This is a genomic window from Pseudophaeobacter sp. 1A16562 (assembly GCF_041008785.1).
GTDB lineage: Bacteria > Pseudomonadota > Alphaproteobacteria > Rhodobacterales > Rhodobacteraceae > Phycobacter > Phycobacter gallaeciensis_A.
The window spans coordinates 392,073-406,715 of the sequence record NZ_JAXGFT010000002.1 but is presented as its reverse complement, the minus strand read 5'-3'; the positions used below and the strand labels follow the sequence as shown (position 1 = coordinate 406,715).

At 60.7% G+C, this 14,643-nt stretch carries 11 protein-coding genes; 3 read left to right on the top strand and 8 right to left on the bottom strand.

Annotated elements, in window-relative coordinates; translation table 11 throughout:
- Position 1: 1 nt before the first annotated feature.
- The 4 genes from narH to SM764_RS04260 form a co-directional block, all read right to left on the bottom strand.
- Positions 2-1,525, bottom strand: coding sequence for a nitrate reductase subunit beta (narH, locus tag SM764_RS04275; RefSeq protein ID WP_369001108.1), 1,524 nt, complete (start codon positions 1,523-1,525; stop codon positions 2-4).
- The gene (locus SM764_RS04270) at positions 1,522-5,250 is read right to left on the bottom strand and encodes a nitrate reductase subunit alpha (RefSeq protein WP_369001107.1); all 3,729 of its coding nucleotides are present in this window, start codon (positions 5,248-5,250) and stop codon (positions 1,522-1,524) included. The genes narH and SM764_RS04270 overlap by 4 nt, the downstream gene beginning before the upstream one ends.
- 62 nt (positions 5,251-5,312) lie before the next feature.
- Positions 5,313-6,707 (bottom strand): NarK family nitrate/nitrite MFS transporter, encoded by a 1,395-nt coding sequence (locus SM764_RS04265; protein ID WP_369001106.1) that lies wholly within the window; start codon positions 6,705-6,707, stop codon positions 5,313-5,315.
- A gap of 65 nt (positions 6,708-6,772) precedes the next feature.
- On the bottom strand, positions 6,773-8,140 hold the full coding sequence (locus SM764_RS04260) for an MFS transporter (RefSeq protein ID WP_369001105.1): 1,368 nt from the start codon (positions 8,138-8,140) through the stop codon (positions 6,773-6,775).
- Positions 8,141-8,396: 256 nt separating this feature from the next.
- Between SM764_RS04260 and SM764_RS04255 the strand changes: the two genes are divergently transcribed.
- The 3 genes from SM764_RS04255 (at position 8,397) to SM764_RS04245 (ending at position 11,656) form a co-directional block, all read left to right on the top strand.
- Positions 8,397-9,095 carry a cyclic nucleotide-binding domain-containing protein gene (locus SM764_RS04255; RefSeq protein ID WP_369001104.1) on the top strand — a complete coding sequence of 233 codons (699 nt, stop codon included), beginning with the start codon at positions 8,397-8,399 and terminating at the stop codon, positions 9,093-9,095.
- Between the two features lie 535 nt (positions 9,096-9,630).
- Positions 9,631-10,779, top strand: a complete 1,149-nt coding sequence (nirK, locus tag SM764_RS04250; RefSeq protein WP_369001103.1) for a copper-containing nitrite reductase — start codon at positions 9,631-9,633, stop codon at positions 10,777-10,779.
- A 76-nt stretch (positions 10,780-10,855) separates the two neighbouring features.
- Positions 10,856-11,656, top strand: coding sequence for an SUMF1/EgtB/PvdO family nonheme iron enzyme (locus SM764_RS04245; RefSeq protein ID WP_369001102.1), 801 nt, complete (start codon positions 10,856-10,858; stop codon positions 11,654-11,656).
- A 30-nt stretch (positions 11,657-11,686) separates the two neighbouring features.
- On the opposite strand, the gene SM764_RS04240 is transcribed toward SM764_RS04245, so the two are convergent.
- From SM764_RS04240 to SM764_RS04225, 4 genes are read right to left on the bottom strand one after another with little or no spacing between them, the layout of a single operon-like run.
- Complete coding sequence (locus SM764_RS04240) at positions 11,687-12,379, bottom strand: NnrU family protein (RefSeq protein WP_369001101.1); 693 nt, start codon at positions 12,377-12,379, stop codon at positions 11,687-11,689.
- A complete protein-coding gene (locus SM764_RS04235) occupies positions 12,376-12,594 on the bottom strand; it encodes an NnrT protein (protein ID WP_368948303.1) in 219 nt (72 codons plus the stop codon). Before SM764_RS04235 ends, SM764_RS04240 begins: the two co-directional genes overlap by 4 nt.
- A complete protein-coding gene (locus tag SM764_RS04230) occupies positions 12,591-12,764 on the bottom strand; it encodes a hypothetical protein (RefSeq protein ID WP_369001100.1) in 174 nt (57 codons plus the stop codon). Before SM764_RS04230 ends, SM764_RS04235 begins: the two co-directional genes overlap by 4 nt.
- A gap of 1 nt (position 12,765) precedes the next feature.
- Positions 12,766-14,640: a nitric oxide reductase activation protein NorD gene (locus tag SM764_RS04225; protein ID WP_369001099.1), complete on the bottom strand. Its 1,875-nt coding sequence runs from the start codon at positions 14,638-14,640 to the stop codon at positions 12,766-12,768.
- Positions 14,641-14,643: the final 3 nt, after the last annotated feature.

The window sequence follows — 14,643 nt, the reverse complement described above, 5'->3', positions numbered from 1 at the left end:
ATCAGCGCACCTCCTCGGGCATTTTCAGGGGTTTCTTGGCACCACCGAACAGCGATCCCTTGGAGATCCCGGTGGAGCAGCCGTTGCCATCGGTAAAGCCGCAGCCGCCTTTAAGATCATAGGCTTCCTCAACCTGCTCACGATGCGTGGTCGGGATCACGAAACGATCCTCGTAGTCGGCCAGGGCCATGATCTTGTACATGTCCTCGATCACGCGACCGGACAGGCCGACGCGGGCCGCGATCGCCTCGTCCTTGACCCCATCCACCGTCTTCGCCCGCATGTAGGCACGCATCGCCAGCATCCGTTCCAGCGCATGCGCCACCGGTTCCTCGTCACCCGCAGTCAGCATGTTCGCGAGATATTTCAGCGGGATACGCAGGTTGCGCACATCCGGCATCGCACCATCACTGCCGATCGCGCCTGCCTCAGCGGCGTTCTGGATCGGCGACAACGGCGGGATGTACCACACCATCGGCAGCGTCCGGTACTCCGGATGCAGCGGGAAGGCGACCTTCCATTCCATCGCCATTTTCCAGACCGGGCTTTCCTGCGCAGCCCTGATCCAGTCCTCGGGGATCCCGTCGGCGCGGGCGGTTTCGATCACCACCGGGTCGTGGGGGTCCAGGAACACGTCGAGCTGGGCATCATAGAGATCGGTCTTGGCATCGACACTGGCCGCCTCTTCGATCTTGTCGGCGTCATAAAGCATCACGCCCAGATAGCGGATGCGGCCGACGCAGGTTTCCGAACAGACGGTAGGGTTGCCGCTTTCGATCCGAGGATAGCAGAGCGTGCATTTCTCGGATTTGCCGGTCGACCAGTTATAGTAGACCTTCTTGTAGGGGCAGCCGGAAACACACATCCGCCAGCCACGGCATTTTTCCTGATCGATCAGGACGATGCCGTCTTCCTCGCGCTTGTAGATCGCGCCCGAGGGGCAGGATGCGGCACAGGCCGGGTTCAGGCAATGCTCGCACAACCGGGGGAGATACATCATGAAGGTGTTCTCGTATTCCCCGTAGATCTGTTTCTGCACCCCGTCGAAGTTGTAGTCCTGACTACGCTTGGAAAACTCACCGCCCAGGATTTCTTCCCAGTTCGGCCCCTTTTCGATCTTCTCGATCCGCTCTCCGGTGATCTTCGAACGCGGGCGCGCGGTCGGGAAAGCTTCCATTTCCGGCGCCGATTTCAGGTGGTCGTAGTCGAAATCGAACGGTTCGTAGTAATCGTCGATTTCCGGCAGGTCGGGGTTGGCGAAGATATTCGCCAGGATCCGCCATTTCGATCCCTGTTTGGGCTGCAGTTTGCCCGACCGGGTACGCTCCCAGCCGCCATTCCAGCGCTCCTGGTTTTCCCAGTCGGTCGGATAGCCAGTGCCGGGCTTGGTCTCCACGTTGTTGAACCATGCGTATTCAACACCATCGCGGCTGGTCCAGACGTTCTTGCAGGTGACGGAACAGGTGTGACACCCGATGCATTTATCGAGGTTCAGCACCATGCCGATTTGGGCGCGCACTCTCATTTCGCTGCCTCCTTCTGGGTCGCTTCGCGGTCGAGCCAGTCGACCTTGCGCATCTTTCTGACGACGACGAATTCATCCCGGTTGGCGCCCACGGTTCCATAGTAGTTGAAGCCGTAGGACTGTTGGGCATAGCCGCCGATCATATGGGTGGGTTTCAGCGTGGCGCGGGTAACCGAATTGTGGATCCCCCCGCGCTTGCCGGTCTTTTCCGAGCCGGGCGTGTTCACGATCTTTTCCTGGGCGTGATACATGAAGGTGGTTCCATCCTTCATCCGCTGCGACACCACGGCCCGCGCGGTCAGCGCGCCGTTGGAGTTGTATAGCTCGACCCAGTCGTTATCGACGATCCCCACTTTCTTGGCGTCGTTTTCGGAGATCCAGATCACCGGCCCGCCGCGGTTGAGCGTCAGCATCAACAGGTTGTCGGTATAAGTGGAATGGATGCCCCATTTCTGGTGCGGAGTGATGAAGTTGAGCGTCAGGGTGTCCCCTTCATCGCGCACCGCCTCGGTGATGGTCTTGAGATCCACCGGCGGACGATAGGACATGAAACCTTCGCCAAAGGCCCGCATCCAGAGGTGATCCTGGTAAAGCTGCTGCCGTCCCGTGAGGGTGCGCCAGGGGATCAACTCATGCACGTTGGTATAGCCCGCGTTGTAGCAGACCTTCTCGCTTTCCAGCCCCGACCACGTCGGCGAGGAAATGATCTTGCGCGGTTGGGCGGCGATATCGCGGAAGCGGATCTTCTCGTCTTCCTTGGGGATCGCCAGGTGGGTGTGATCCTGACCCGTCGTCTTGCTCAGCGCATCCCAGGCTTTCACTGCCACTTCGCCGTTGGTTTCGGGCGCCAGCATCAGCACCACCTCGGTCGCGTCAATGTCGGTGACGATCTTGGCACATCCCTTGGCCGGGCCATCTTCCCAGACGCCGTTCAGATCGCGCAGGTGCTGGACCTCGTGCTCGGTATTCCACGAAATGCCCTTGCCGCCATTGCCAAGCTTGTCCAGCAGCGGGCCAAGCGCGACGAACCGGTCATAAAGCGCGGTGTAATCACGTTCCACCGGGATGTAGTTTGGCGCAGTTTTACCCGGGATCAGATCGCATTCACCTTTTTTCCAGTCCTTGACCTGGTCCTGTGCGACTTCGCCAGGCGTGTCGTGCAGGATCGGCAGCGCGACGATGTCGGTTTCCTTGCCGAGGATTTCCGGTGCGACTTCCTGGAATTTCTTGGCGATGGCCTTGAAAATCTCCCAGTCCGACTTCGATTCATAAGCCGGGTCTACCGCCGCCTGCAGCGGGTGGATGAACGGGTGCATGTCGCTGGTATTGAGGTCGTTCTTTTCGTACCAGGATGCCGTCGGCAGCACGATGTCGGAATAAACCGCCGTGGTGGACATGCGGAAATCGATTGTCACCAGCAGGTCCAGCTTTCCACGCGGGCCGTTCTCGTGCCACTTGGCTTCCTTCGGCAACTGTCGGCCTTCCTCGCCCAGATCCTTGCCCAGCACGCCATGATCGGTACCCAGAAGGTGTTTGAGGAAATATTCGTGCCCCTTGCCCGAGGATCCCAACAGGTTGGATCGCCATACGAACAGGTTGCGCGGCCAGTTTTCCGGTGCGTCTGGGTCCTCGCAGGACATTTCCAGATCGCCGGATTTGAGCTGCTCGGCGACATAGGCGGGAATGTCCATGTCTGCCGCCTTGGCCTGTTTTGCCACCTCGAGCGGGTTGGTTTTCAATTGCGGCGCCGAGGGCAGCCACCCCATCCGCTCGGCGCGGATGTTATAGTCGATCATCGACACGTCCCAGTCGCCCTCGGGAGCGGTGGGAGACAGGATTTCCCCTGCCGTCAGCGTCTCATAGCGCCACTGATCGGTATGCGCGTACCAAGCGCTGGTCGAATTCATGTGCCGCGGTGGACGGCCCCAATCGAGCGCAAAGGCCAACGGCAGCCAGCCGGTTTGCGGGCGCAGTTTTTCCTGACCCACGTAATGTGCCCAGCCGCCACCGGATTGGCCCACGCAACCGCACATCACCAGCATGTTGATGACGCCGCGATAGTTCATGTCCATGTGGTACCAGTGGTTCATCGCCGCGCCGATGATGATCATCGACTTGCCTTGGGTCTTTTCGGCGTTCTGGGCAAATTCACGGGCGACATGGATGATCTTATCCGCCGAAACGCCGGTGATCTTCTCGGCCCAGGCAGGTGTCCCGGGGATGTCCTCGGCATAATCCGTGGCCACCCAATCACCACCCAACCCGCGGTCAAGACCGTAGTTGGCGCAGAACAGGTCAAACACCGTCGCAACCCGGACTTCGCCCTCGGCGGTCTTGATGGTCTTCACCGGCACGTTCTTGGTCAACACGTTGGGACGCTTGTCACCGGTCGAAAACGCCTCGGTTGCATCGGCACCGAAATAGGGGAAATCAACGCCCACAACCGCATCGTGGTCTTCGTCGAGAACCAGCGACATCTTCAGCCTGGTGGCGGCTGCATCGGCCTTTTCTTCAAGGTTCCATTCGCCCTGTTCGCCCCAGCGGTAGCCGATCGACCCATTCGGCGCGACAAGGCCATTCGAGGCCTCATCCCAGGCGACGGTCTTCCATTCGGGGTTGTTGTCCTCGCCCAGCTTGCCATCCAGATCGTCCGCCCGCAGGAACCGGCCCGGGATCATCTTGCCGTCCTTTTCCTCCAGCTTCACCAGCATTGGGAAATCGGAATACTTGCGGCAGTATTCCTCGAAATACTCGGCCTGCCGGTCAAGGTGGAATTCACGCAGGATGACATGGCCAAAGGCCATCGCCATTGCCGCGTCGGTGCCCTGTTTCACGTTCAGCCAGACATCGCCGAACTTGGCGGCCTCGGAATAGTCAGGACAGATGACGGCAGACTTGGTGCCGCGATAGCGCGCCTCGGTATAGAAATGCGCATCCGGTGTCCGGGTCTGCGGCACGTTCGAGCCCCACAGAAGCAGGTAGCCCGCGTTATACCAGTCTGCACTTTCCGGCACGTCGGTCTGCTCGCCCCAGGTCATCGGAGAGGCAGGCGGCAGATCGCAGTACCAGTCATAGAACGACATGCAGACCCCGCCCAGCAGCGATAGGTAGCGGCTGCCCGCAGCGTAGGAAATCATCGACATCGCCGGGATCGGCGAGAAGCCAAAGACACGATCAGGACCGTAAGTTTTGGCGGTATAGGCGTTGGCGGCAGCGGTAATCTCGGTCGCCTCGTCCCAGCTTGCGCGCACGAAGCCGCCCTTGCCACGCGTTTCGACGTAGGAGGCGCGCAGGATCGGATCGTTCTGGAGCTTGGTCCAGGCATCAATCGGGGTCATGGTTTCCCGCATTTTGCGCCAGACCTTCATCAGCCTGCCGCGCACCAGCGGGTTCTTCACCCGGTTGGCGGAATAAAGATACCAGCTATAGGATGCACCCCTTGCGCAGCCGCGCGGCTCGTGGTTCGGCAGATCCGGACGGGTTCGCGGATAATCGGTCTGCTGGGTTTCCCAGGTCACGATCCCCGATTTGACGTAGATCTTCCACGAACAAGATCCGGTGCAGTTCACCCCGTGGGTCGAGCGCACAACTTTGTCATGGCGCCAGCGGTTGCGATAGGTGTCCTCCCAGTCGCGGCTCTCCCGGGTCACTTGCCCGTGGCCGTTAGAGAACTGTTCCAGCTCCTTCGGCTGGAGGAAGTTCAGTCTGTCGAGCAAATGGCTCATGTCATTCTCCTATGGGCTGGCCGGGAGCGGAATGTCCCGCACCCGGTGGCATTATTTCGGGCTTAGCAGGGCACCGGCGCGTTCTTGCGGCTGTAGAAGATCCAGGTGATCACCAGGCAGAGCACATAGAACCCGGCGAAGGCCCAGAGCGCTGCTGCAGGTCCCCCGGTCATCGCGATCGAGGTGCCGTAGGCCTTGGGGATGAAAAAGGCGCCATAGGCGGCAATCGCGCTGGTAAAGGCGATGATCGCGGCGCTTTCCATCTCGGACTGTTTCAGCATCGCCGCCTCATTCAGACCGGGATTCAGGCGCGGCACTTCCTGACGCATGATCGAGGGGATCATCTGGAAGGTGGAGGCATTGCCGACACCAGTCAGGAAAAACAGCGCCATGAAGCAGGCAAAGAAGCCCCAGAAATTGCCCGTGCTGTCACCCAGCGGCAGGAATTGCAGCACGCCGACTACCGCGATGATCATGCCAAGGAAGGTCCAGAATGTGACGCGGCCACCGCCGAACCGGTCGGAGATCCAGCCCGTGCCGGCACGGCTCAGGGCACCCACAAGCGGCCCGAGAAAGGCATAGGACAGCACGTTCACGTCCGGGAACTGGGTTTTCATCAGCAGCGGAAAACCTGCAGAATAGCCGATGAAACTGCCAAAGGTGCCTGTGTAGAGGATGCACATGATCCAGTTGTGCCGACGCTTGAGGATGGTCAGCTGGTTCGACAAAGAAGCCTTGGCATCGGCGATATCGTTCATGCCGAACCAAGCCGCAAGAGCCGCGATGGCGATGAAGGGCACCCAGATGAAACCGGCGTTCTGAAGATAGAGTTTGCCACCGTCGCTGAGCGCCTGAGGCTCACCACCCATCGCGCCGAACACACCGGCGGTGATCACCAGCGGCACCACGAATTGCATCACCGACACCCCGGCGTTGCCCAGGCCCGCGTTCAGGGCCAGCGCGTTGCCTTTGGTTTTCTTGGGGTAGAAATAGGCGATATTCGCCATGGAGGAGGCAAAGTTGCCGCCGCCGAACCCGCACATCAGGGCCAGGATCAGGAACCAGGTATATGAGGTATCAGGATCCTGCACGGCGAAACCGATGCCGAAGGCCGGCAGCAACAGCGATGCGGTGGAAAGTGCGGTCCAAAGCCGCCCGCCGAAAATCGGGATCATGAAACTGTAGAAGATGCGCAGCGTCGCGCCCGACAGGCCGGGCAGCGCAGCCAGCCAGAACAACTGACCGGTCGTGTAGTCGAACCCGATGGCGGGCAGTTTTGCCACCACCACCGACCAGACGAGCCAGACCGAAAATGCGAGCAGCAGGCAGGGAATGGAAATCCAGAGGTTCCGACTGGCCACAGCCTTGCCGTGATCGGTCCAGAATTGCGGGTCTTCGGGGCGCCAGTCGATCAGGGTGTGCCCCTGTTGACCGGCATGTGAAACGGAAGTCGCCATGAGATCAATCCTTTCAGGCGGGGTGCGGGGGGTGGGCCGCCGCCGGACGGCCCACATGTGTTGGATTATTGGGCAGGTTGTGCAGAGGCGGCTTCGTCGCCTTTGCGGCCTTCGCTGACGGGTTTGGCCACCGGCGCTTCGGGAACGTCAGACAGGAACTTCTCTTCTGCCAGGCCCGGATGCCGGGAGCGTTCCATCCGCCGGATTGCAACATGCATCCAGACTGTGGAGATCGCGACGATCACGAACAGCAGCATGAAGGGCGCAGTCCAGATTCCGGTAAGGTCGAGCAACATACCAAAGGCGATGGGCAGGAAGAAGCCACCCAGCCCGCCGATCATGCCGACAAGGCCGCCGACTGCGCCGACGTGATGCGGGTAATAGACCGGGATGTGCTTGTAGACCGCCGCCTTGCCCAGGCTCATCACGAAACCCAGCAGCACGGTCAGCGCTACGAAAAAGCCGACGGACAGGCCAAAGTCGAAGCCGATCGGCCCTGTAATGCCCGCAACGGTGTAGCTCGTCTGCGGATAGCTCATGACAAACAGGACGGCCAGCGAGACAAAGAAGGTCAGATACATGACAGACCGTGCGCCCCATTTATCAGACATCCAGCCGCCAAGCGCGCGGAACACCGAACCGGGAAGGCTGTAGAGGCCTGCGAAGACACCAGCGGTGGTCAGCTCCAGACCGTAGGCGCCCACGTAATAGCGCGGCAGGAAGCTGGCCAATGCCACGAATGCACCGAAAACGAAGAAGTAATAGGTGGCAAAGCGCCAGACCTGGACATTCCTCAGCGGCTCCAGCTGCGAGCTGGCGGAAACCGGGCGTTCGCCGGTGCGCTTGCGCTCCTGCTGCACCGGATCGGTTTTCGCCAGCAGGTAGAACAGAACCGCAGTTGCCGCCAGCACGACAGCATAGACGCGGGCAGTGCCCTCCCAGCCAACCGCGACGACAAGAAATGGCGCGGCGAAATTGGTCACGGCCGCCCCCACATTGCCGGCCCCGAAAATACCGAGCGCAGTGCCCTGACGCTCTTTTTCGAACCAACGCGATGTATAGGCGACACCAACGATGAACGAGCCCCCGGCCAAACCAAGCCCAAGCGCCGCCAGCAGGAAAACCTCGTAGGTCTGCACACTGGTCAGCAGCCAGACGCAGACTGCGGTGATCAGCATTTGCAGCGGAAACATGATGCGGCCGCCGAATTGCTCGGTCCAGACGCCAAGGAAGATGCGGCTGACCGAACCAGTCAGGACCGGCGTCGCGACAAGCAGACCAAACTGGGTATCAGAAAGGCCCAGCTCCTGTTTGATCTTGACGCCGATAATCGAGAAAATCGTCCAGACTGCGAAGCAGACCGTAAATGCGAATGTGCTGAGCCCCAATGCGCGGTATTGCTCTTCGCGCGTGACTCCATCGAGTGTATGCATGGTTTCGCCCCTCTCGGCTCGCCCATCCGTCTTATGGGATGGGGTTGCTTCGAGCCTTAGTGACGCACAGGGGTGCAAAGCTTGATCCAGATCAGAAAGGGAAATATTTTCCTTTAAAATAAACGTCTTACTGAAATTTTTGGCCTGCAATCATGACGAGAGTCAAACGCCATGCAGACATCAAGCAACTGATGGGTTAACATTTATCAAGACGACATGAGACAAATGTCGGCACAGGGAGGGATGGAGAAAACAGATGGCTGAGTCGCATTTCGATGACATACGAAAGCTCGAACTTTTTTCCGCCATGCAGGAAGAAAACTTCGCCTCGTTGATGCGCGGCTCTTATGTTCAGAACTTCCCGCCGCAGATTGACCTTATACATGAGGGCGACAAAAGCGACTTTCTGCATATCGTCCTGTCAGGCTCTGTCGATCTTTACGCTGGCTGGAATGATCGCGACACCAGCCTCGAAACCGTCAGACCGATTTCGACCTTCATCCTGGCGGCGACGATCAAGGATGCCCCCTATCTGATGTCGGCGCGCACGATGGAGAAAAGCCGTATCGTCCTGATCCCCAGCCAGGACGTGCGTGCCGTATTCGATCGCGATCCGGATTTTGCCCGCGCCATGGTCACCGAACTGGCCCTTTGCTACCGCCGCATGGTCAAAAACACGAAGACGTTAAAGCTCCGGACCTCATTGGAACGCCTTGCCAATTATCTCCTGCGGCAGCAAACCCGCTCTGGCGGCGCTGAAAGTTTCGAGCTGGACACTGAAAAGCGGCGGGTCGCTTCACTGCTGGGCATGACGCCAGAGAACCTCAGCCGGGCTTTTAAGGGGTTGAAGCCCTACGGCGTGACGAGCACCGGCAACCTCATCACGATTTCGGACCAGAATGAACTGGAACGGTTCGCCAAACCGAGCGCATTGATCGACGATCATTCGTTTTAATCCGGGACGCGAAGCTCAAGGGCGACTTCCAGGAGCTTGGATGGAACTGCCACGCTCTCGACTGCACCCATTGCAATCAAATAGGACGGTCTACCGAAGTGAGGCCAGCGAAAGATCTGGGGCAGTGTTGATACACTTCCCCGCGTGGTGCCCCAGGTCTCCCTTCCAACGATGTCTTGCGATATCCAACCCAGCCGCTTTCCAAACAGCAGAAAGTCAGGCCAGAACCTGCCCCGTCGCTTGTTGTTGGCTGGGGTCCGGCTCAGCCTGAAAACAGACAATGAAGTTGACTTGCTCCTCCATTAACGTGAGGGAAACGCCCTTTCATTTGAGCCTACCCTTCGATGAAGGTGTATTCCCCTGCCGTCGCAGCCGCGAGATTCGAGGCAGCACTCAGAGCAGAACAGCCCAGTTCTGTGAAAAAAGAACTCCTGAAGAGCCAGTCACACCGGAAGTTTGTGTTTGCGCAACGTTCTGAGTTCCCGCCCAGGATAGCTTTTTCTCAAACAGCAGTCAGAACGGAAAGGAACGGGACATGCTGACGAGAAGAGCCGCATTGATGGGGGGCGCAGGCGTTGCCGCGCTACCGCTTCTTGCAAAGGCAGCCACGGCTGAGGAGATCATGGACACCTCCATGGCTCCGCCCGCCGACCTGTCGAGTCTCAAGCGGATCAAGCGGAGGCTGGTCCGTCCGCCGATGGTCCACGAGCATGAACAGGTGGCCCCTGCGGAACCGCGCATCGTCGAATTCGAGATGCAGATCGTTGAAAAGGAAGTCGAGGTCGGCGATGGTGCCTATCTTCAGGCGATGACCTTCAACGGATCAATTCCGGGGCCTTTGATGGTGGTACACGAAGGCGACTATGTCGAACTGACGCTTTATAATTCGCCCGAAAACCTGATGCAGCACAACATCGACTTCCACTCTGCTACAGGTGCCCTTGGCGGCGGGTCGTTGACGCTGGTGAACCCTGGCGAGAAAACCACACTGCGCTTCAAGGCAACCCGTCCGGGCACCTTCGTCTACCACTGCGCTCCGGGTGGCCCGATGATCCCGTGGCACGTCGTCAGCGGCATGTCCGGCGCAATCATGGTCCTGCCGCGCAACGGTTTGAGCGACCACAATGGCGAGCCGGTCCGTTATGACCGCGTCTTCTACATCGGAGAGAATGATTTCTACATTCCGAAGGATGCAGACGGAAACTACAAGCGGTTCGAGGATGTCGGCGAAAGCTACCCCGACACGCTGGAGGTGATGAACGGGCTGATCCCGAGCCATGTCGTATTCAACGGCAAGATCGGATCGCTGACCGGCGACAACGCGCTTCATGCGGCGCAGGGCGAGAAGGTGCTCTTTGTCCATAGCCAGGCGAACCGGGATACCCGGCCGCACCTCATCGGCGGCCACGGTGACCTTGTCTGGGAAACCGGCAAGTTCAACAACCCGCCGGAGCGTGATCTGGAAACTTGGTTCATTCGCGGTGGCTCTGCCGGGGCTGCGCTCTATGAATTCCTGCAACCCGGTGTCTATGCCTATGTGAACCACAATCTGATCGAAGCGGTGAACCTTGGCGCGACAGCCCACGTGGTGGTCGAGGGCGACTGGAACAACAACCTGATGGAGCAGGTACAGGCACCGGTCGAATATAACGCGGCCTATGAGGGCAAGACCGCGCTGCCATAACGGCCAGGCACAATCAGTGATGATGATGGGGGCGGCCAGAGTATTGGTCGCCCCGCTATGGTTCAGGAGTTCGGATATGAAGAGGATTGCGCTTTCGTTTGGAGCCACCGGTCTGGCCGCGCTTGTCACCCTGGCAATGTGGCCCGCACAGGAAGCTGCGCCCCCGCCCTTTGACCCGGTTGAGGTTGTGGACGTTGAGGCAGGAGTCATTGACTACCGCCCCTTCGGGAATTTCGAACAGGCGGGAAAGGCACAGACCCCACAAGAGATCCTGCTCAGGGTCGAGGGGTTTTCAATCATGAAATTTCAGGTCAGCCGAGAGCAATATGGCGCCTGCGTGGAGGCCGGTGCCTGTGCGCAGGTTCCCGCCGAGGGAGTGGGACTGCCGCAGACGCAGGTGAACTGGCAGGATGCCAGTGCCTTTGCGGCCTGGTACTCAGACGTAACCGGGGATGTGTGGCGCCTTCCGACCGACCGCGAATGGCAATTGGCAGCAGCAGAACGCTACGGGGATGCGGTCGCGGATCCGGGCGATCTGGATCCGGGTGAAAGGATGCTGGCCCGTTACAAGGCAGGGGTTCTGTTGCGCGGCACGGCCAGCCCGGCACTGCGGCCTGCCGGGGGGTTTGGAATAAATTCCAAAGGTGTGGCTGATCTCTCCGGCAACGTCTGGGAGTGGACAGGCGGCTGCATGGAAAACGGAACCCTGAACCCGGACGGCTCCATCGCGTCGAGCGAACCCTATTGCGCGGTTCGCATCGCGGGCGGCCTGCATCGCGCCGCCATTGTCGATTTCATCAGAGATGCGCGTTCAGGTGGATGCGCCGTTGGCCTGCCGCCGGAACACCTGGGGTTTCGGCTGGTCCGGGAGCCATGAGCCAATCGGCGTCTCTTCCGGGTTTGACGCTCAGAGCGGAAAGGGGGAAACGCCGATCACCAGACTGTGCAGGTGCAGCGCGGCAATCCAGAGGATCAGGCCGAGGGCGGCGCGCATAGCCAGCGCCCGACCATTGACCGCCAGCCAGCTGCGATCTGCCAGTGACATCAGCGACAGGGTTGACGTCGCCGCAAAGAAGCTGGCGGCTTGCGGCCCGAGTTCCCGCCGCGCGCGGGCATCGAATGCCGGGATCGCGGCAAGGGCCATCACCGTGAAACTGCCGAACAGGATGACATGAGCAAGGTCACCATTGGGGACAAGATGCGCCCCAGCCCAAAGCGCGAGAGCGACAAAGAGCGGGTGACGCGTGATGGAGGCGAAGCCGGGATTTGCCGGATCGAAAACCGCCTTCCGTTTGCCGCCGAGTGTAAACGGGTTCGACAGCCCGCTCCCACAGGTCACCAGAACGACAGATAGCGGCATCAAGACGTTGGGCACCCACCGTGACCACGGCATCTGTGGCCAGAGTTCGACATAGGGCGCCCGGCCCGCAGCCACGATCACCCAGACCAGCAATCCGAGGGACAGCAGCCCGTAGGCCGAAAAATACACCCGCCGCCCGAACGCGCGGATCAGCCGTTCGCGCAGTCCCCCAACACGCGGCAGGAAATGGCTCGCGACGAAGATCCCAAGCGCGAAGCCGTATTCTGTCCAGTCGGTCATTCGGTGTCGGCCTTTTCCATCAATCGCACGATGTGACATGCGAAGGCGTACGTCGCCGGAAGGCCGATGACCAGCCCCCCGGCAGCCGATTGTGAGGGCGTCAGCACCGGCCAGCCCAGCCAGGATCCGATCAGGGAGGCAAAGAAGAGATTCACCGCCATGGCCCCGGCACCGAACGGATAGAGTGCGGCGACAAGTTTTGGTGAGGGCCTCATCGGCGGCTCACCAGCATCTGCACCGCGACCAGTGCAAGGATCAGCGCGATCGATCCGACGAAGAACCATAACTCCGCGGTGTCTGTCTGCGGTTGCGGGATCGGACGGTCAAAGGCCTCGGCAATGGCCGTACTCGGCAGGGTCAGGGCGACGGCAAGGATGGGTTTCATTTCAGCTCTCCATGGTCAGAGTTTGATAGATTTCAGGCAGAGCGCGCGGCAGGCGCTCGGGATGGGGCAGCAGGGTGAAACCGGCGCGGCCAAAGATCCGGGCGAACCAGTCCTGTCCGTCCTGATCAACGATGACCCCATGCACCGCCTGCCCAAGGGCGCGGGCCTCGCGGACGGCCATGCGGCTGTCCTCGATCCCATGCTGGCCTTCGTAATGGTCAAGGTCATTGGGCTTGCCGTCGGTCAGCACCAGCAGCAGACGCCGCGTCGCGCCTTCCTCGGCCAGTTGGGCAGAGACATGGCGGATCGCCGCGCCAAGACGGGTGTAGTGGCCCGGGGTCAGCCCGCCGATCCGCGCTGTCACGTCGCGCGACATCGGTTCGGCAAAACTCTTTGTCCGGTGCAGGAAAACGCGGTCACGGCGCAGCGAAGAAAATCCCCAGATGCCAAGCCTGTCTCCGGCGGTGTCGATGCCTTCGGCCAGCGACGACAGCGCCTCGCGCGCCACCTCGATGACGGAGGTGGCGCCGATCGCGGCCTCGGTCGAGCGGGAGCAATCCATCAGGATCGCCACCGAAAGGTCCCGCGCCGTGGGGCGGCCCGCCTGCCAGACCCGGTCCGATCCTTCCTGCCCACAGGCAATATCGGTGCGCGAGGAGACCAACGCGTCAAGGTCCAGATCCTCGCCGTCGATCTGGCGCGGCAGGACCACCCGGCGGGGGTGCAGCGGCGCGAACTGCCGTTTGACCCGCGCAACAAGACGCGGATCAGGCGCATATTCCGCGCGCGGTTTGGCCGGGGCCTCCAGCACGCGGGTGTGGCCCTGCATGTAGTCTCCGGTGCGGCGGTTCCATTCGGGATAGGTGAACTTGCCCGCCAGCATCTCGTGATCGGCGTCCTGCGGTGACAGGTCCAGCGACAGGCGCAGCCGGGTCGCCGCGCGTTTCATGTTCTCGGAAAAGGTCAGGTGATCCTGATCCTCGGCGGCCTTGGCAGCATTGTCCTGATCATCGTCATCGACCATGCGGTTGATGTTCAGGCTTTCGGCCCAGGACATGATCGTCTCGAATCGGTGAATGATGAAGCCATCGTTGCGGTTGGCCTGATCACGTTCCTCGCGTCTGGCTTCCTTGCGGCTCGGGACGGCAAAGGCGGGCGTCTGGCCCGGCTCTTCTGCCGTTTCGGATGCGCCCTTGCCAGCGGCGCGCTGCAGGAAGCGCAACCAGATCGGCACAGGGGCATAGCTGCGATAACCACGCGGGGCTGGGGTGTCTATTTCCTCGATCCCGCCGCGTTGGCAACCGATCTGATCGAGGATCATCCGCTCGACCGATGCCTCATGTTTTGGCAGGGCGCTGCGGTCCCGCAAAGCACAGGTTTCAAGGCACAGTGCGCGGTAGGCGTCCTGAAGGCCCGGACAGGCCGCAAAGGCACGATCCATCGCAGCCGCGTTTGCTGCGATTTGTGCCAGGTCGTTACGGTAGGGATCATCTTGCTGCGCCGGGATTTCGGCAAAGGCGGCGATGGCAGCGAGCCACAGATAGGCGGCGCGGTTCAGCTCGTGGGTGGAAAAGACATCCACCACAGGAGGCAGACGCAGGCGGTCGCCATCGAAATCCGCCACATGGGCCATCTCGCGCGGGGTGCCGATCCGGCGCAACAGGCCGGGCCGATGGTCTGAGGAAGCAAGCGGCGCCGCCACGATCTCGACCCCTGCCGATCCGCCAAGCGCGCGCAGCAGCGCGGCTAGGCTGGGGCGTATGGCATCGAAACGCACGGCGCGCTCCACATCGATTGCGGCCTTGCGCGTGGCCATGTCGTGCCAGAGGTTGCCGACGGTTTCCTCCGGCTCCATGAGGTCGAGAACGTGGATCATGGC